Source organism: Streptomyces tropicalis (genome assembly GCF_029269835.1).
In the GTDB taxonomy this organism is placed as follows: Bacteria; Actinomycetota; Actinomycetes; order Streptomycetales; family Streptomycetaceae; genus Streptomyces; species Streptomyces tropicalis.
In genome coordinates this window covers 1-15,891 of record NZ_JARJBB010000005.1, presented here as the reverse complement: position 1 = coordinate 15,891, position 15,891 = coordinate 1, and the positions used below count along the sequence as shown (strand labels likewise).

General features: G+C 73.9%; 18 protein-coding genes and 1 pseudogene. 12 read left to right on the top strand and 7 right to left on the bottom strand.

Going from position 1 to position 15,891, the window contains the following annotated elements:
- Positions 1-4: 4 nt before the first annotated feature.
- Complete coding sequence (locus P3H78_RS11570; protein ID WP_276108826.1) at positions 5-784, top strand: alpha/beta fold hydrolase; 780 nt, start codon at positions 5-7, stop codon at positions 782-784.
- Between the two features lie 21 nt (positions 785-805).
- On the opposite strand, the gene P3H78_RS11565 is transcribed toward P3H78_RS11570, so the two are convergent.
- Positions 806-1,831: an alcohol dehydrogenase catalytic domain-containing protein gene (locus P3H78_RS11565; RefSeq protein WP_276108825.1), complete on the bottom strand. Its 1,026-nt coding sequence runs from the start codon at positions 1,829-1,831 to the stop codon at positions 806-808.
- Between the two features lie 88 nt (positions 1,832-1,919).
- Positions 1,920-2,720 carry a thioesterase family protein gene (locus P3H78_RS11560; protein WP_276108824.1) on the bottom strand — a complete coding sequence of 267 codons (801 nt, stop codon included), beginning with the start codon at positions 2,718-2,720 and terminating at the stop codon, positions 1,920-1,922.
- A gap of 153 nt (positions 2,721-2,873) precedes the next feature.
- On the opposite strand from P3H78_RS11560, the pseudogene P3H78_RS11555 reads away from it, so the two are divergent.
- Positions 2,874-3,372: pseudogene (locus tag P3H78_RS11555) on the top strand (GNAT family N-acetyltransferase).
- A 19-nt stretch (positions 3,373-3,391) separates the two neighbouring features.
- Here P3H78_RS11555 and P3H78_RS11550 read toward each other — a convergent pair.
- The 3 genes from P3H78_RS11550 to P3H78_RS11540 form a co-directional block, all read right to left on the bottom strand.
- Complete coding sequence (locus P3H78_RS11550) at positions 3,392-4,546, bottom strand: Gfo/Idh/MocA family protein (RefSeq protein ID WP_276108823.1); 1,155 nt, start codon at positions 4,544-4,546, stop codon at positions 3,392-3,394.
- A gap of 101 nt (positions 4,547-4,647) precedes the next feature.
- Entirely contained in the window at positions 4,648-6,102 is a 1,455-nt protein-coding gene (locus P3H78_RS11545) for a purine-cytosine permease family protein (RefSeq protein ID WP_276108822.1), read from the bottom strand.
- 106 nt (positions 6,103-6,208) lie between these two features.
- Positions 6,209-6,634, bottom strand: a complete 426-nt coding sequence (locus P3H78_RS11540; protein WP_276108821.1) for an ATP-binding protein — start codon at positions 6,632-6,634, stop codon at positions 6,209-6,211.
- 146 nt (positions 6,635-6,780) lie between these two features.
- Here P3H78_RS11540 and P3H78_RS11535 point away from each other — a divergent pair, with 146 nt between their 5' ends.
- The 6 genes from P3H78_RS11535 (at position 6,781) to P3H78_RS11510 (ending at position 12,368) form a co-directional block, all read left to right on the top strand.
- Positions 6,781-7,548 (top strand): IclR family transcriptional regulator, encoded by a 768-nt coding sequence (locus P3H78_RS11535; protein ID WP_276108820.1) that lies wholly within the window; start codon positions 6,781-6,783, stop codon positions 7,546-7,548.
- 41 nt (positions 7,549-7,589) lie between these two features.
- Positions 7,590-9,107, top strand: a complete 1,518-nt coding sequence (glpK, locus tag P3H78_RS11530) for a glycerol kinase GlpK (RefSeq protein ID WP_276108819.1) — start codon at positions 7,590-7,592, stop codon at positions 9,105-9,107.
- 289 nt (positions 9,108-9,396) lie between these two features.
- A complete protein-coding gene (locus P3H78_RS11525) occupies positions 9,397-10,122 on the top strand; it encodes a GNAT family N-acetyltransferase (protein WP_276108818.1) in 726 nt (241 codons plus the stop codon).
- A gap of 128 nt (positions 10,123-10,250) precedes the next feature.
- Positions 10,251-11,354 (top strand): PP2C family protein-serine/threonine phosphatase, encoded by a 1,104-nt coding sequence (locus P3H78_RS11520; protein WP_276109220.1) that lies wholly within the window; start codon positions 10,251-10,253, stop codon positions 11,352-11,354.
- 267 nt (positions 11,355-11,621) lie between these two features.
- The gene (locus P3H78_RS11515; protein WP_276108817.1) at positions 11,622-11,762 is read left to right on the top strand and encodes a hypothetical protein; all 141 of its coding nucleotides are present in this window, start codon (positions 11,622-11,624) and stop codon (positions 11,760-11,762) included.
- Between the two features lie 198 nt (positions 11,763-11,960).
- Entirely contained in the window at positions 11,961-12,368 is a 408-nt protein-coding gene (locus P3H78_RS11510; RefSeq protein ID WP_276108816.1) for an SseB family protein, read from the top strand.
- 87 nt (positions 12,369-12,455) lie between these two features.
- On the opposite strand, the gene P3H78_RS11505 is transcribed toward P3H78_RS11510, so the two are convergent.
- A complete protein-coding gene (locus P3H78_RS11505; RefSeq protein ID WP_276108815.1) occupies positions 12,456-12,845 on the bottom strand; it encodes a MarR family winged helix-turn-helix transcriptional regulator in 390 nt (129 codons plus the stop codon).
- A gap of 88 nt (positions 12,846-12,933) precedes the next feature.
- Positions 12,934-13,278, bottom strand: a complete 345-nt coding sequence (locus tag P3H78_RS11500; RefSeq protein WP_276108814.1) for a VOC family protein — start codon at positions 13,276-13,278, stop codon at positions 12,934-12,936.
- Between the two features lie 328 nt (positions 13,279-13,606).
- Between P3H78_RS11500 and P3H78_RS11495 the strand changes: the two genes are divergently transcribed.
- From P3H78_RS11495 to P3H78_RS11480, 4 genes are all read left to right on the top strand, one after another.
- On the top strand, positions 13,607-14,068 hold the full coding sequence (locus P3H78_RS11495; RefSeq protein ID WP_276108813.1) for a fluoride efflux transporter FluC: 462 nt from the start codon (positions 13,607-13,609) through the stop codon (positions 14,066-14,068).
- Positions 14,065-14,427 carry a DUF190 domain-containing protein gene (locus P3H78_RS11490; RefSeq protein WP_276108812.1) on the top strand — a complete coding sequence of 121 codons (363 nt, stop codon included), beginning with the start codon at positions 14,065-14,067 and terminating at the stop codon, positions 14,425-14,427. Before P3H78_RS11495 ends, P3H78_RS11490 begins: the two co-directional genes overlap by 4 nt.
- Positions 14,424-14,798, top strand: a complete 375-nt coding sequence (gene crcB / locus P3H78_RS11485; protein WP_276108811.1) for a fluoride efflux transporter CrcB — start codon at positions 14,424-14,426, stop codon at positions 14,796-14,798. Before P3H78_RS11490 ends, crcB begins: the two co-directional genes overlap by 4 nt.
- A 75-nt stretch (positions 14,799-14,873) precedes the next feature.
- Positions 14,874-15,710 carry an undecaprenyl-diphosphate phosphatase gene (locus tag P3H78_RS11480; RefSeq protein ID WP_276108810.1) on the top strand — a complete coding sequence of 279 codons (837 nt, stop codon included), beginning with the start codon at positions 14,874-14,876 and terminating at the stop codon, positions 15,708-15,710.
- The last annotated feature ends 181 nt before the right edge of the window (positions 15,711-15,891 follow it).

Here is a 15,891-nt window from a genome sequence, read left to right as displayed (position 1 = left end):
TCCCATGCCGCAGCTCCATGTCGACGGCGCGACACTGACGTACGACGACGAGGGCCCCCGCGACGCCGAGGCCGCGCCCCTCGTCCTCGTCCACGGCTGGACGGCCGACCGGCACCGCTGGGACCACCAGCTGGCGCACTTCTCCACCGCGCGCCGGGTGGTCCGGCTCGACCTGCGTGGGCACGGGGAGAGCACCGGCGCGGGGGCGCGGAGCATCGGCGGGCCGGCCCGGGACCTCCTGGCCCTGCTGGACCACCTCGGCATCGACCGGTGCGTCCTGGCCGGCCACTCCATGGGCGGCATGATCGCGCAGACGATCGCCCTGGAGCACCCCGGACGGGTGGAGCGCCTGGTCCTGGTGAACTCCATCGCCCGGATGACGTACAGCCGGGGGAGGGGCCTGCTGATGGCCGTGTCGACGCTCGTGCCCTTCCGGCTGTTCGTCGCCGCCAACATCCACCGTGCCTTCGCCCCCGGCCACCCCCGCGAGGAGATCCGCCGCCACGTGCGGGCCTCCGCCTCCACCCCGCGCGAGGTCGTCATGACGTGCTACGCCGCGATGCGGGACTTCGACGTCCTGGACCGGGTCGGCGAGATCCGGGTGCCCACCCTTCTCGTGCACGGCTACCACGACGTCCAGCTGCCGGTGGGGCAGATGCTCCGGATGGCGAAGGCGTACCCGGACGCCGAGGTCCGCATCGTCGACGCCGGCCACGAGCTGCCGGTGGAGAAGCCCGCCGAACTCACCGCCGTCCTCGACCGGTTCCTCACCGCCCGCGCCTGACCCCCGGGCCCCGGCGGCGCGTCAGCCGGTCGCCAGGACCATCCGGAAGCGGGCTGCCCCCGACAGCATCCTCCGGTACGCCGCGTCGGCCTCGTCCAGCGGCACCACCTCGGTCATCGGCCGGATGCCGTGCAGGGCGGAGAAGGCCATGGTGTCCTCCACGTCCTGCGCGGTGCCGGACGGATGCCCGCGCACGACCCGGCCGCTCATCAGCAGCTGCACCGGGCTGATGCCGAGCGGCTCCGCCGCCGCCCCGATGACGACCAGCTCGCCCCGGGGCCCGAGACCGTCGACGGCCGCCGTGATGGCGTCCGAACTGCCCGCCGTGGCCAGCACCGCCCGCGCCCCGCCGAGCGCCTGCAGCGCGTCCGCGACGGCCACTCCGGCGGTGCTGTCGACGTAGTGGTGCGCCCCGAGCCGCCGGGCGAAGTCGGCCTTGTCGGCGCCGCGGGCGATCGCCACCGTCTCGAAGCCCATCGCCACCGCGTACTGCACCCCCAGATGACCCAGGCCGCCGATGCCGAGCACGGCGACCAGGTCGCCCGGCCGGGCCGCGCTGCGCCGCAGCCCGTTGAACGTGGTGACGCCCGCGCACGCCATCGGCGCCGCGTCGCTCGCCGCGAGGGTCTCGGGGATCCGCGCCGGCGCGTCGGCCGGCACCACCACCTGGTCCGCGAACCCCCCGTCGTACGCCCACCCCGGTACCTTCAGCCGCGGGCAGACGACGAAGTCACCGCCGCGGCAGGGCGTGCAGTACCCGCAGCTCCCGCCGAACCAGCCCACCGCCACCCGATCGCCGACCTTCAGGTTCCGGCCGTCGGCGCCCTCGCCCAGGGCCTCCACGCGCCCGGCGATCTCGTGCCCCGGCACCAGCGGGAACCGCACGCCCGGCAGCGCGGCCTCCACGAACAGGCTGTCGCTGTGGCAGATCCCGCAGGCTTCCACGGCGATCCTGACCTCGCCGGGACCGGGCTCCGGCACCTCGCGCTCGGCGATCTCGAACGTCCCGCCGGCGGCGGCGACCTGGGCGACACGGTACGTACTCATCTGCTTCTCCCGGAACGGGTGCGAGGGGCCCCTCACCCAGCACACCAGCTTCGGCCCCGTCCCGCGCGCCGACCGGCGGCGCCCCGCCCTACTGCCCGCGGAGGGGCCGCACCGTGAGCATCTGCTGGGCGTGCCCGACGGGCCCGTCGAGGTCGTGCAGGACGGTGCTGGTGAGGCCCTGGCCGGTGGGCCCGAAGACGACGGTGGTGTCCAGGCCGGTCCACCGCCCGGACGGCTGCCGGTGCAGGTGCACGGTCAGGTCCACGTTGGGGAACATCCAGGCGCTCGGCGGCTGCCGTACGGCGATGCCGTTGGCGGTGTCGACCAGCGCGAGGTAGGACGCCAGGGCGCTGCTGGGCTCCCCGGCGACGAGGGCGAGCGGCGTGGACACCCACGCCGTGGTGCGGCCCGGCCGCGGCGGGGCGAGGGGCCGGACGTCCAGCGAGGCGATGTAGCCGCCCGGCCACTGGGAGCCCATCGGCCAGGAGGCCAGCCCGTCCGGGGCCGTCAGTGCGGGCCCGGCACCCCCGGCGACGGCTCCGGTGTCCTGGGAGGCCAGCAGCCAGGCCCGGGCCCGGACGACCGCCCGCCCGCCGATCTCGACGACCGCCTCGACGAGTTCGATCGTGCGGCCCGGCCGGACCGTCTCCACCCGGACCTCGCACTCGTCGAGGGCCGGGCGGCCCAGGATGTCGTAGCTGATGCGCGACAGCAGCAGGCCGTCGTCCGCCCGGTCGCCCCGGTGCCGGTCGATCGCGTGGACGACGAGGCCCCCGAGCGGACTGAAGTGGATCTCGTCGGAGGCCCAGGCGCCGCCCGCCCGGTCCGTGGGCTTGAAACGGTGGTCGTCGGTCCGCTCGAAGTAGCTGCCGGGAATGTCGGTGGTCAACGGGTGCCTCTCATCGTGGTGTTCGCCGGTCCTGGTGCCGCCCCGGACGCGGTCCGCCGGGCCGGGGCCGCCGGGGCCGCCGTCCCGTACCCCATCATGGGGACGCACGACGCCGCCGACCGACCCGGGCGGCGCGGAACGGGGAGAGCGGGCATGCTGCTGCGCAACGTCACGGAGGGGGACGTCGACGCGTACGTCCGGATGCGGTGCGACCCCGCGATGACGGCCGGACTCGGCGGCCCGCTGCCGGCCGGGGGCATGGCGGACAAGGTGCGGCGCGACACCCTCGACGCGGCCGCCGACCGCGCCTGGATCAGGACGACCGTCCCCGACCCGGACCGGCACGGTGACCCTCTGGTCCCACGACACCGGCGACGGCCCCCTGTCGGAGATCGGCTGGATGGTGCTGCCCGCCTCCCAGGGACGCGGGCCGACCCGCCTGGCGGCCCGCACGCTGCTCGAACGGGCCCGCGACGAGGACCGCTGGGGCGACGTGCACGCCTTCCCCGCCACGGGCAACGCGCCCTCCCACCGCATCTCCCGCTCCCTCGGCTTCCGGTTCGTCGCCCAGCGGGACACCCCCTTCGCGGGCCGGATGCTGCGGACCAAGCACTGGGTCGTCACCCCGCGCACCGACCTGCGCGCCCCCTGACGCCCGGACCGCGGAGGCCCTACTCCGGCCGGACCCACCCGCGTTCCCCGGCGGAGCGGGCCATGGCGTCCAGCACCGCCGCCGCGGCGACCGCGTCGTCGAGGGTGGCGCCGCAGGGGACGCCCTCGGTGATCGAGCGCAGGAAGTGGTGGGCCTCGATCACCTTCAGGTCGTCGTAGCCCATGGCACAGGCGGCGCCCGGCTGGAAGGCTCCGTAGTCGCCGTCCCCGGGGCCGACGTGGACGGTGCCGACCGGCTGGTCCTGGTAGGCGGTGCCGCGGCTGACGCCCAGCTCGCCCATGCGGCGGAAGTCCCAGAACAGCGCGCCCCGGGTGCCGTGGATCTCGAAGCCGTAGTTGTTCTGCTCGCCGACCGAGACCCGGCTCGCCTCCAGCACCCCGCGGGCGCCGGAGGCGAAGCGCAGCAGGCAGCCGGCGTAGTCGTCGTTCTCCACCGGACCGGGCTCACCGCCCGCGGCGCGGCTGTGCCCGGCGGTGGCGCCCGCCGGGCGGGCCCGCTCCGGCACGAAGACCGCCGTGTCGGCCGCCACCGACTCGATCTCGCCGAGCAGATGACGGGCCAGGTCCACGCCGTGCGAGGCCAGGTCCGCGAGCACCCCGCTGCCGCCGCGGGCCCGCTCGTACCGCCAGGTCAGCGCCCCCTCCGGGTGGGCGGCGTAGTCGCTGAGCAGGCGGATGCGGGCGTGGGTGACCCGGCCGATCTCATCGGCGCGGAGCAGCTCGCGGGCGGCCGCCACGGCGGGCGCGTTGCGGTAGTTGAAGCCGACCGTGCCCTGCACGCCCGCCGCGGCGGCCGCGGCGGCGACCGCGCGGGCGTCGTCCGCGGTCAGGCCGACCGGCTTCTCGATCCAGAGGTGCTTGCCCGCCCCCGCGAGCGCGACGCCGATCTCGCGGTGCAGGAGGTTCGGGACGGTGACGCTCACGGCCCGCACCCGGGGATCGGCCGCGACCTCCCGCCAGTCCCGGGTCGCGCGGGCGAATCCGAACTGCTCGGCCGCCTGCTCCGCCCGCCCCGGCACCTCGTCGGCGACCGCGACCAGGAGGGGCCGCACGGCCGGCTGCGGGAAGTGGTGCGGCAGACGGACGTAGGCCTGGGTGTGCACCCGTCCCATCCAGCCGAAACCCACCACGGCGACACCGAGCGTCTCCACCATGACAGCCTTTCCGTGGACCGAACCAGGATCCCCGACGGCCACCCTGGGTGCCGTGCGCGCCAGGTGTCAAGGAAGCCGCCGCACCCGTCCCGCCGGCGTGGTCAGGCCGGTTCGCGGTGCTCGTGCGCGGCCCGCTCCAGCTCCTCGGCCTCCGCCTCGGCCAGCCGCTGCTCGGCGTCCACGTCGATCGACCGGGTGAGCCACCAGTAGAGCAGCGCGGACACCGGCAGTCCCACGAACAGGGAGACGTCGGCCCCGCCGAGCGCCGTCGCCGCGGGTCCGACGTAGAGCTTGCCGACGGAGAAGAACGGCACCATCACGGCGAAGCCCACGACGTAGGAGACGATCCCGTGCCACCCCCAGCGGCCGTAGATGCCGCGGGGGTTGAAGATCTCGGCCACCGCGTAGTGGCCGCGGCGCACGACGTAGTAGTCCATCAGGTTGACCGCGGTCCACGGGATGAACAGGTAGAGCACCAGCAGCAGGAAGTCGTTGAAGTTCTCCAGGAAGTGGGCCGTCGCGGCCAGCGCGCCGACCAGGGACAACACCGCGGTCAGCCCGAGCGTCAGCAGCCGCACCCCGAGGGTCGGCCGCACCTTGCGGAAGGAGTCGATGGCGCTGATCAGGGTCAGCGAACCCCCGTACATGTTCAGGGCGGTGACGGACACCAGGCCCAGCGCGGCGAACAGCAGCACCACCGCGCCGAACCCGCTGAACACCTTGTCCCCGGCGGCGTCGATGGACCGGACCGTGTCGAAGCCCCGGCCCGCCCAGGCGGCGAGGAGCGAGCCCAGCGCCATCAGCCAGACGCCGCCGAGCGCGGAGCCGAAGTAGGTCCAGTAGAAGGTCTTGCGCACCGTCACGTCGGGCGGGAGGTAGCGCGAGTAGTCCGACACGTAGATGGCCCAGCTGATCTGGTAGCCCGCCACGACGCCGAACTGGGCCAGGAACGGCGTCCACTTGAAGCCGTCCACGGCGAAGGAACCCGCCGGATAGTGCAGGGTGACCAGCACCCCCACGGTGAACACCCCGAAGACGACCAGGAAGGTGTACGTCAGGAGGCGCTCCGCGCGGTGGATCACGTCGTAGCCGACCAGTGCGACGAGCAGCGCCACCAGCGTGACCACGACGACCCAGAGCTTCACCCCGCCGTGCAGCGTGGTGTGCAGGGCCTGCGCGCCGAGGATGCTGTTGAAGACGTTGAAGCCGGCGTACTGCACGTACGCGAAGAGCCAGACCAGCAGGGCGCCGACATAGCCGAACTGCGGTCGGGACTGGATCATCTGGGGCAGCCCCAGCTGCGGGCCCTGGGCCGAGTGGAAGGCCATGAAGAAGGTCCCGACGACGGTGCCCCCGACGATCGCGACCAGCGACCACAGCAGGTTGCCGCCCCCGGTGATGCTGATGAGGCCCACCGCGAGCGTGGCGATCTGCGCGTTGGACATGAACCACAGCGGGCCCAGGTGCCACAGCTTTCCGTGCCGCTCGTCCAGGGGCACGTAGTCGATGGACCGGACCTCCAGTCCGGACACCCGCGGCTGTGCTGATGCGGTCACGGCGCCTCCCGAGTGGTGATCCGCCCCCGTGGCCACATTCGTTCCCCGTCGGGACCGGTTCAAGACACGGGACGCACGGGGAGGCGGGGCGCCGGATGCGGCCGGGTCAGCCCGCGAGGACGTCCGCCCACCGGCTCGTCCCCGCGCCGTGCGTGCGCACCCCGCACCGGGCGGACAGGGCGGTGACGATGCCGAGGCCCCGGCCGTGCTCGTCGGGGTCGGGCGCGGCCGGCGGGGCGGGCGGGGCCGCGGGCCCCTGGTCGGACACCTCGACGCGGACGCCGTGCCGGCCGTCGACCAGGACCCGCCACACGCGCAGCGTCGCGGGCGGCAGGGCGTGCACCAGGGCGTTGGTGACCAGCTCCAACACCACCAGGAGCACGTCCTCGGCGGTGTCGGCGGGCAGGTCCCAGTCGCCCAGGACCCGGCGCACGCCGTGGCGCACGGTGGAGACGGCTCCGGGGGCGGGCGGCAGCGGGAAGACGTGGTCGACCTCCCCGCGGGGCGCGGCGTCGAGCTGCGCTGCGGTCATGTGACCTCCTCCTCCGGGTGACGTGTCCGGGCGTGAGACCGGCGTGGTACCGCACGCTAGAGAAACAAGTCCGCCGGGTCAATGAACAAGGGTCGGCATTACCGAACGCCAGTCCAGAATCGGACAAATCGGGCTACGATCGCTGCATGGCCGGACCGGTCCAGTCCATCGAGCGGGCGGCGGCGATCCTGCGCCTGCTCGCCGGCGGCCCCCGCCGGCTGGGGCTCGGCGAGGTGGCGTCGTCCCTGGGGCTGGCCAAGGGCACCGCCCACGGGATCCTGCGCACCCTCCAGCACGTGGACTTCGTCGAGCAGGACGAGGCCACAGGAAAGTACCAGCTCGGAGCCGCCCTGCTGCACCTCGGTACCAGCTACCTCGACGTCAACGAGCTGCGCTCCCGCTCCATCAACTGGGCCGACGCCCTGGCCGCCCGCAGCGGTGAGGCGGTCCGCCTCGGCACCCCCCTGGAGGGCAGGGTGCTCGTCGTCCACCACGTCTTCCGGCCCGACGACACCCTCCAGACCCTCGACGTGGGCGCGCTGCTCCCCCTGCACGCCTCCTCCCTCGGGAAGGTCCTGCTGGCCTTCGGGGCCGCGCCCTTGGAGCCGGTGCTGCAGGAGGGGCTGGAGGCGTACACGCGGCACACCCTGACCCGCCCCGAGGACCTCCGGCGGGCGCTCGCGGAGATCCGCGACCTCGGGTGGGGCGCCGAGGTGCAGGAGATGAGCATGGGCGACGCGGGGGTCGCCGCACCCATCCGGGGGCACGGCGGACTCGTGGTGGGCGCCGTCGGCATCTCCGGCGCCGTGGAGCGCGTCTGCGACACCCAGGGCCGCCCTCTGTCGTCCCTCATCGCCCTGCTCCGGGAGGCCGCACGGGCCATCTCCCGAGATCTGGGGGCGGCCCGCTGGTAGATCCCGACTCCGGAGCGACGCATCGGAAGGCAGGCCCGATCATGGCTGAACGGTACGTGCTGTCCATCGACCAGGGGACCACGTCCACGCGATGCATCCTGTTCGACCACCGCGGGCGCCTGGTGTCGGTCGCCCAGCGGGAGCACCAGCAGCACTTCCCCCGGCCCGGCTGGGTCGAGCACGACGCGCTGGAGATCTGGCGCAACGTGCAGCGCATCGTGCCCGAGGCGATGGCCGGGGCGGGCGCGGACGGCGGGCAGATCGCCGCCATCGGGATCGCCAACCAGCGCGAGACGACCGTGCTCTGGGACCGCCGCACCGGCGCCCCGGTGGGCCACGCGATCGTCTGGCAGGACACCCGCACCGACGCCCTGGTCGAGGAACTGCGCGAGCGGCCCGGCGAGGAGTTCTTCCTCGACCGCTGCTGCCTGCCGCCCTCGACGTACTTCTCCGCCCCCCGCCTCCGGTGGCTCTTCGACCGCACCGAGGGCCTGGAGCAGCGCGCCCGGGACGGCGAGGTGCTCTTCGGCACCATGGAGAGCTGGCTGGTCTGGAACCTCACCGGCGGCACCGGCGGCGGCCTGCACATCACCGACCCGACCAACGCCAGTCGCACCATGCTGATCAACATCCGGACCCTGACCTGGGACCCGGAGCTCATGGACTTCTTCGGCGTGCCGCGCGCGATGCTGCCCGAGATCCGCTCCTCGGCCGAGAGCTACGGCGAGGCCCGCGCGCTGCTCCCCGGCGTTCGCATCACCGCCGCCCTCGGCGACCAGCAGGCCGCCCTCTTCGGCCAGACCTGCTTCTCGCCGGGCGAGGCCAAGTGCACCTACGGGACCGGCAGCTTCCTGGTCATGAACACCGGCACCGACGTGGTCCGCTCCCGGCACGGCCTCCTGACCACCGTCGCCTACAAGATCGCCAACGAGCCCACGGTCTACGCCCTGGAGGGACCGATGGCGGTCAGCGGCTCGCTGGTCCAGTGGTTCCGGGACCGGCTCGGCCTGATCAGCACCGCGCCCGAGATCGAGACCCTGGCCCGCACCGTCGAGGACAACGGAGGCTGCTACATCGTGCCCGCCTTCTCCGGCCTGTTCGCCCCGCACTGGCGCAGCGACGCCCGCGGCGTGATCGTCGGACTGACCTCGTACATCACCAAGGGGCATCTGGCCCGGGCCGTGCTGGAGGCCACCGGGTGGCAGACCCGCGAGGTCGTCGACGCGATGAACGCCGACTCCGGGCTGGACCTCAAGGAGCTCAAGGTCGACGGCGGAATGACCTCGGACAACCTGCTCATGCAGTTCCTCGCCGACGTGCTGGACGTCCCCGTCGTACGGCCCCTGGTCGCCGAGACGGTGTCCCTCGGCGCGGCCTACGCGGCGGGCCTCGCCGCGGGCTACTGGCCCGACCTGGAGGTACTGCGCGGCAACTGGCACCGCGCCGCGCAGTGGCTGCCCGACATGGACCCCGAGCGCCGCGCCCGGGAGTACGAGTGCTGGCAGCGGGCCGTCGAACGCTCCCTGGGATGGGTCCGGACGCCCCCACCGGCCGGCTGACGCGTCCGCGTCCCGGCGACCGGGAATCCAGGGCGCACCGCGCACGGCGGGGGCCCTGGGCGGCGACGCGCGCCGTCCGCACGGCCGCGTGTGCTGCTCCCGGGCGACACGACGGCGCGGAACCCGGCTCGGGTCTTGCGGAGTTGCTTCATTCGACCGTCTACTGTCCTTCACGCCCCCGTTCCTCTGCCAGTGGGGCGCCTGACGCATCCTGTACCACCACCCCCCACCGGGGCACCGGTGGCAGGCGGCACCTCCCCCCTCATTTCCCAGAAAGACCGAAGGCCCCGTGCCCGTACCCGTTGTTCTCACCGGCCGCCTGACGCGGCTGGAGCCCCTCGCTCCGCACCACGCAGAGGGCCTGGCCCAAGCCGGGGCCGAGGACCGCACCTCCTACGCGTTCACCCCCGTGCCGCACGACCTGGAAGCGGCCCGCACCTACGTCGACCGCGCCCTCGCCGACCAGGCGGCCGGCCGGGCCCTGCCGTTCGCCGTGGTCCGCGCCGGTGACGGGCAGGTCGTCGGGTCCACCCGATTCCTGGAACTCGACTACTGGCAGGGCCCCCTGGTGTGGCCGGCCGTGCCCGGCGTCCCCTACGGCGACCCGGTCACCGCCATCCCCGACGCCGCCGAGATCGGCAACACCTGGCTGGCCGCCCACGCCCAGGGCACCGGCATCAACACCGAGGCCAAGCTGCTCATGCTCAGCCATGCCTTCGACACCTGGCGGGTGCGCCGCGTCTCGCTGCGCGCCGACGCGCGCAACGTGCGCTCGTGCACCGCGATCGAGCGGCTCGGGCTCACCTGCGAAGGGGTGCGGCGCGCCCACTCCCGCGGCCTGGACGGCGCCGTGCGCAGCACCGCGTTCTACTCGGTCCTCGACGACGAGTGGCCCGCCGTGCGCGCGATCGTCCAGCTGCGGCTCGCCGCCGGTTCCACGGCCGCCGCCATCCGCCCGGCCGGGGGTTCGCCGGCCCGGACGGACGGCCACGACGGCCGGCTCGTCCCGGCCTGAGCCCCCACCGCCGCGCGGAGCACGCCCACCGGACCGCACCGGCCCGGTGGGCGCCCGCCACCGCGCCCCCGCCCCCGCCCGCGGAGTGTGGTGGGGTGGCGGGAGGGGTGAGATCATGACGTGTGCCCCTGCAGGAGTTGCGGCGTTCGCGGTCCGGGCGGGCGTTGGTCCTGATCCCGCTCGGACTCATCGTCGCCGTCTGCGTCGGCGACGTGCTGGCCCCGGCCGACATCCACCTGGGCCCGCTGCTGGTCGCCGCACCGGCCATCACCGCCGCGTTCGCCGGCCCCCGGCTCACCGCGCTGATCGGCCTCCTCGCCGTCGGCGCCCAGATCTTCATCGGGGTGGCCCGGGGCGCCATCGCCACGGAGAACCTCGAGGCGCAGATCAGCGCCCTGGTCCTCGTCTCGGCCCTGATCGTCGTCTTCTGCCTGTTCCGGGAGAGGCGCGAGAGGCAGCTCACCCGCAGCAGAACCGTCGCCCAGGCGCTCCAGGAAGTGCTGTTCCCGCCGCTGCCCACCCGCAGCGGGCCCCTGGAGATCGCCTGCCTCTACCTCGCCGCCGACGACGAGGCCACCATGGGCGGCGACCTCTACGCCGCCGCCCGCACCGCCCGCAGCACCCGGCTGCTCATCGCCGACGTCCGCGGCAAGGGGCTCCCCGCCATCAGCAACGCCTCGCTGCTCCTGGGCTCCTTCCGCGCGGCGGCGCACCACGCGCTCTCGCTGCCGCTGCTGGCCCTGCACCTCGACGGCGCCATGCGGTGGGAGTCCCGGCAGTGGAGCGCCGCGGGGACGCCCGACACCGACGAGGCGTTCGCCACCGCCCTGCTGATCGACGTCCCCGACGCCGAGCCCGTCGTCCACCTCGTGGACTGCGGCCACCCGCCGCCCGTGCTCTTCGGCGACGGGCGGGCCCGGTTCCTGGCCGGCGACCGGGTCGCACCCCCGCTCGGCCTCGGCACGCTCCCCGGCGACGAGAGCCTGGAGGACTACGCCGTCGCCACCTTCCCCTTCCGCCCCGGCGAGGTCCTGCTCCTGTACACCGACGGCGTGCTGGAGGCCCGCGACGCCGACGGCGCGTTCTTCCCGCTGGCCGACCGAGCCGAGGACTGGGCCGCCCGGCCGCCGGGCGACCTCCTGGCCCGGCTCCACGCCGACCTGGCCGCACACGCCCCGGGCCGCCTCGGTGACGACGCCGCAGCCGTGACGATCAGCCGTCTCCCGCAGTAGCGGCCGGCACCCCGGGCGCCGCACGAGGAGGCGCCACGGACACGGAACCGGCGGGCTCGGGCCCGGCGGACGTCACCCGTCCCGGCACGTCACCCCGGTCCGTGGGCGGCACCCTGCCGACGTCCCGGCGGCCCCGGGCCCACATCACCCGAACGGAGCAGCGGCCGGGGCACTCGGGCGTGCGGGGTACGCCATTCGGGCGCACGCTGGGAGGGAACCGGGCTGCCGCAACGCGCAGCTTTGATCACTGCTCCGTCGGGAGGCATCGTGATCGCCCTGGCTCTGCTCGTCCCGGTGGCACTCATGCTGATGCTCTTCGCAATGGACGCGCTGGAGACGCGTCTGCTGCGCCGTCCGGACCCCCCACCGTCGGACGTCGTGATTCCGGATCAGTCGGTGCCGGACTGACCGAGGTGTCATCGGGACCCTCGTCCCAGGAACCCCCCTCGTGGGGGTTCCGTCGTGCCGGGGGAGCGCCACGACCACGGGATCTCCCCGTTTCCGAACGATTGCGCCCGGACCGTTCGGGTACGCGAGCAGAACCGTGCTCGGGCCCGGCCCGGGTTCCGAGCAGGCCGCACGACCGCCGCGACCAGGGAATCTGCCATGGAGACACCCGCCAACGACAACACGACGACGCCCGCGCAGCACGCGCTGGACGTGCTCGCCGACAACGCCGAGGACACGGTGGCACTGGACACGCTCGCGAGCAGCGACGTGCTGATCCCCGTGCCCGACGACGCGAGCGAGGAGGACGCCACCAACCCGTCGGCGGTGGCGCTGCCCGTCCTGGAGCAGCCGGGCGGCACGCAGGTGGTGCCCGTGTTCACCTCCGAACTGGAGATGACGGGGCTGCTGCCGTACGTGTCCCGCTACCGCCTGGTGCCGCTCGGGGCGCTCGCCTCCCAGTGGCCCGCCGACGACCTGTCCCTCACCATCGACGCCAACTCCCCGCACGGCCTGACCCTCACCTCGGAGGGCGTGCGCACCTTGCTGGCCCGGCCGCAGTTCTGAGCCGGCGTCCCGGGGCGTGCGGGCCCACGGTGCCCGACGGCGGCGGGTCCGCACACCCCAGGACGCCGCGGTGCGCGTCCCTGCCGCTCAGCCGTCCAGCATGCGGGCCAGCACCGCACGCTGCAACGGCAGCACCTCGGTGTGCAGGTCGCGTCCCCGGCCGGTGAGGGCGACCCACACCCCGCGCCGGTCCTCGGCGCACACCGACCGCCGGACCAGGCCGTCCTTCTCCAGCCGGGCGATCAGCCGGGACAGCGCGCTCTGGCTGAGATGCAGCCGGCCGACGAGGTCCTGCACCCGGCAGTGGCCGCTCGGGCCGGGCGACGCGGACACCAGCAGGTCGAGCACCTCGAAGTCGCTCGCGCCGAGTCCGTGCGGATGCAGCACCCGGTCGATCTCGCACACCGTGCGGGCGTGCAGCGACAGGATGTCCCGCCACCGCTCCCCGAGCCGCACCCCGGCCTCCTCCGCTCCCATGGGTCCAGCTTAATGCGCGTGCATCTAAAGGGCCGTCCCGTCGTCCCCGGCGGGCGCACGGCAGCCCGCGCCGGCACGGGACGGCGGGTCAGGCGTCCTGCACCATCCCGACCAGGTTGCCGTCGGCGTCCTTCACCGAGGCGATCAGCCGGCCGCCCCCGACGTCCTGCACGTCCTGCAGCAGTTCGGCACCCGCCGCGAGCAGCGCCCCCAGCCGGGCCCGGATGTCGGACACGTGCCAGTACGGCACCGGGCCGGTCATGCCCTTGGCGTGCCCGTTCGGGTCGAGGCCGACATCCTGGCCCGCGTCCTTGTACCCGACGTAGTACGGCTCGTCGGCGTACGGCTCCACCTCCAGCAGCGCGCCGAACAGGGCCTTGGCCCGGTCCAGGTCCTTCACGGGGTAGACGATGGTCTTGAGGCCGGCGGTCATGGCGTGCTCCTCGGTCGGTGGATCGCGGTGGAAAAGGCTTCCGGGTCCGCCGGCGGCGTACCGGCGTCTCCCGTCCGGCGCCGTGCGCCGGTCCGTGGTCCACGCTAGGCCGGACCCGTGCCCTGCGGCTTCTCCGATCCTGACCGCCTGCCCGGAGATGACCCCGCGGTACCCCCGGCGCTAACCTGTAGCCCGGCCGCGATCACCTCGCGGCGCGGCGGTGGGGCCCGCCGTACCCGAACCGCGGCACCGTCGCCGCCAACGGCCCCTACTTGCGAAGGCAGCGGCCCCGCATGTCCGGGTCCGGGCGAGTAGGAGACGTATCGGCATGAAAGCCCCCGAAACGGAAAGCCCGCGCGCCCGGCCGCGCCCGGCCGGGCGGAGCACCTGGCACGGCCAGGCCCCCGTGGTCGCGGTGGTCGCGCTCGGCGGCGCCGTCGGCGCCACCGCCCGCTACGCCCTTTCGCTCGCCTGGCCCACGCCGGCCGGCGGCTTCCCCTGGGCCACCTTCTGCACCAACGTCGCCGGCTGCGCGGTGATCGGCCTGTTCATGGTGGTGATCACCGACGTGTGGGCCGCCCACCGGCTGGTCCGCCCCTTCTTCGGCACCGGTGTGCTCGGCGGGTTCACCACGTTCTCCACCTATACCGTCGACATCCAGAAACTGGTCGGCTCCGGCCACGCCCCCACCGGGCTGGCCTATCTCGCCGCGACCCCGGTCGCGGCGCTCGCGGCGGTGTGGCTGGCCGTGACGGCGGCCCGCCGCGTCCTGGCACGGAGGCAAGGATGACGAGGCTCACCGGCCGCGCCCTGCGCGTGACCGTCTTCATCGGCGAGAACGACACCTGGCACCACAAGCCCCTGTACTCGGAGATCGTCCACCGCGCGCACGCCGCCGGACTCGCGGGCGCCAGCGTCTTCCGCGGCGTCGAGGGATTCGGGGCCTCCTCCCTGATCCACACCTCCCGGCTGCTGTCCATGAGCGAGGACCTGCCGGTCGCGATCGTGATCGTCGACACGGAGGAGCGCGTGCGGGCCTTCCTGCCGGAATTGGACGGCCTGGTGGGGGAGGGGCTCGTCATCCTCGACGACTGCGAGGTCGTCCGCTACACCGGTCGGTCCGGCGGGGCGGGCGGGAGGACGTCGTGAACTGGCTGCTGGTGGCCGCCGGCGCCGTGATCGGCGCCCCGCTGCGGTACCTCACCGACCGTGTCGTGCAGTCCCGGCACGACACGGTCTTCCCCTGGGGCACCTTCGTGGTGAACGTCACGGGGTGCCTCGTCCTCGGCCTGCTGACCGGCGCCGTCTCGGCGGGCGAGGCCGGCCGCCACCTGCAACTGCTGCTCGGCACCGGCCTGTGCGGGGCCCTGACGACGTACTCGACCTTCTCGTACGAGACCCTGAGGCTGACCGAGACCGGTGCCGGGCTCTACGCTGCCGCCAATGCCGTCGGGAGCGTGGTGGCCGGGCTCGGCGCCGCCTTCGCGGGGGTCCTGGTCGCCGGTGCCGTTTGGGCGTAGGTCACCGGGCCGTCATCTCGGCATAGTAAGTCTGTCTACAGCACTGTCGACCAACTCTCCTCAGAACTGGATTCCATGAGCGCCATCTCCGTCGGTCAGGCCGTCGTCCTCGGACTCGTCGAGGGGGTGACCGAGTTCCTTCCCGTGTCCTCCACCGGGCACCTCAAGATCACCGAAGGGCTCATGGACATCCCCGTCGACGACCCGTCCGTCGTCGGGTTCTCCGCCGTCATCCAGGTCGGCGCGATCGCCGCCGTGCTCGTGTACTTCTTCAAGGACATCACGCGGATCGTTTCCGCCTGGTGCCGCGGTCTCGTCCACCGCGAGGAGCGCTACCACCACGACTACAAGTTCGCCTGGTGGGTGATCGCCGCGACCATCCCGATCGTGGTGGTCGGCCTGGCCGCCAAGCCGCTGATCGAGGGGCCGCTCGCCTCGCTCTGGGTGGTCGCCGGCTCCCTGATCCTCGGCTCGGGCGTGATGTGGGCGGCCGACCAGATGGGCCGGCACAAGCGCGGTGAGGACGACACCTCCTTCAAGGACGCGATGCTGGTCGGCTGCTCCCAGATCCTCGCGCTGCTCTTCCCCGGCTTCTCCCGCTCCGGCGCCACCATGTCCACCGCGCTCATCCTCGACCTGGACCGCGTCGCCGCCACCCGCCTCTCCTTCTTCCTCGGCATCCCGGCCCTCACCGGCGCCGGCATCTACGAGCTCAAGGACGCCCTCGGGGCGGGCGTGGGCGCGGCCCCGCTGGCCGTCGGCACGATCGTCTCCTTCGTCGTCGCCTACGCCTCGATCGCCTGGCTGCTGAAGTTCGTCGCCAAGCACTCCTTCAATGCCTTCGTGATCTACCGCATCGTCGTCGGCCTGGCCCTGTTCGGCCTGCTCGGCGCGGGTGTGCTCAACGGCTGAGCGCCCCTTCGGCCCCCGTGGGGTGGGGGGGCCCCGCCCCGGGCCCCCCCGACGGCCTCGTCCGGCGGCGGGGCCCGCGGCGGCCCGGGGGCCGGCGTGATGCCCGTCCGGACAGGCGCGCGGCCGCGCCCGGCGGTGTGCCCGGGGCCGGCCCTGCCACGTGCCCGGGGCCGGACGGCCC

Excerpts from the sequence above, each read along its gene's own strand:
- P3H78_RS11490 (WP_276108812.1), top strand. The coding sequence starts at position 14,065 with ATGACGAGGCTCACCGGCCGCGCCCTGCGCGTGACCGTCTTCATCGGC.
- P3H78_RS11495 (WP_276108813.1), top strand. The coding sequence starts at position 13,607 with ATGAAAGCCCCCGAAACGGAAAGCCCGCGCGCCCGGCCGCGCCCGGCC.
- P3H78_RS11570 (WP_276108826.1), top strand. The coding sequence starts at position 5 with ATGCCGCAGCTCCATGTCGACGGCGCGACACTGACGTACGACGACGAG.
- P3H78_RS11550 (WP_276108823.1), bottom strand. The coding sequence starts at position 4,546 with ATGGTGGAGACGCTCGGTGTCGCCGTGGTGGGTTTCGGCTGGATGGGA.
- P3H78_RS11500 (WP_276108814.1), bottom strand. The coding sequence starts at position 13,278 with ATGACCGCCGGCCTCAAGACCATCGTCTACCCCGTGAAGGACCTGGAC.
- P3H78_RS11510 (WP_276108816.1), top strand. The coding sequence starts at position 11,961 with ATGGAGACACCCGCCAACGACAACACGACGACGCCCGCGCAGCACGCG.
- P3H78_RS11540 (WP_276108821.1), bottom strand. The coding sequence starts at position 6,634 with ATGACCGCAGCGCAGCTCGACGCCGCGCCCCGCGGGGAGGTCGACCAC.
- P3H78_RS11565 (WP_276108825.1), bottom strand. The coding sequence starts at position 1,831 with ATGAGTACGTACCGTGTCGCCCAGGTCGCCGCCGCCGGCGGGACGTTC.
- P3H78_RS11505 (WP_276108815.1), bottom strand. The coding sequence starts at position 12,845 with ATGGGAGCGGAGGAGGCCGGGGTGCGGCTCGGGGAGCGGTGGCGGGAC.
- P3H78_RS11535 (WP_276108820.1), top strand. The coding sequence starts at position 6,781 with ATGGCCGGACCGGTCCAGTCCATCGAGCGGGCGGCGGCGATCCTGCGC.
- P3H78_RS11480 (WP_276108810.1), top strand. The coding sequence starts at position 14,874 with ATGAGCGCCATCTCCGTCGGTCAGGCCGTCGTCCTCGGACTCGTCGAG.
- glpK (WP_276108819.1), top strand. The coding sequence starts at position 7,590 with ATGGCTGAACGGTACGTGCTGTCCATCGACCAGGGGACCACGTCCACG.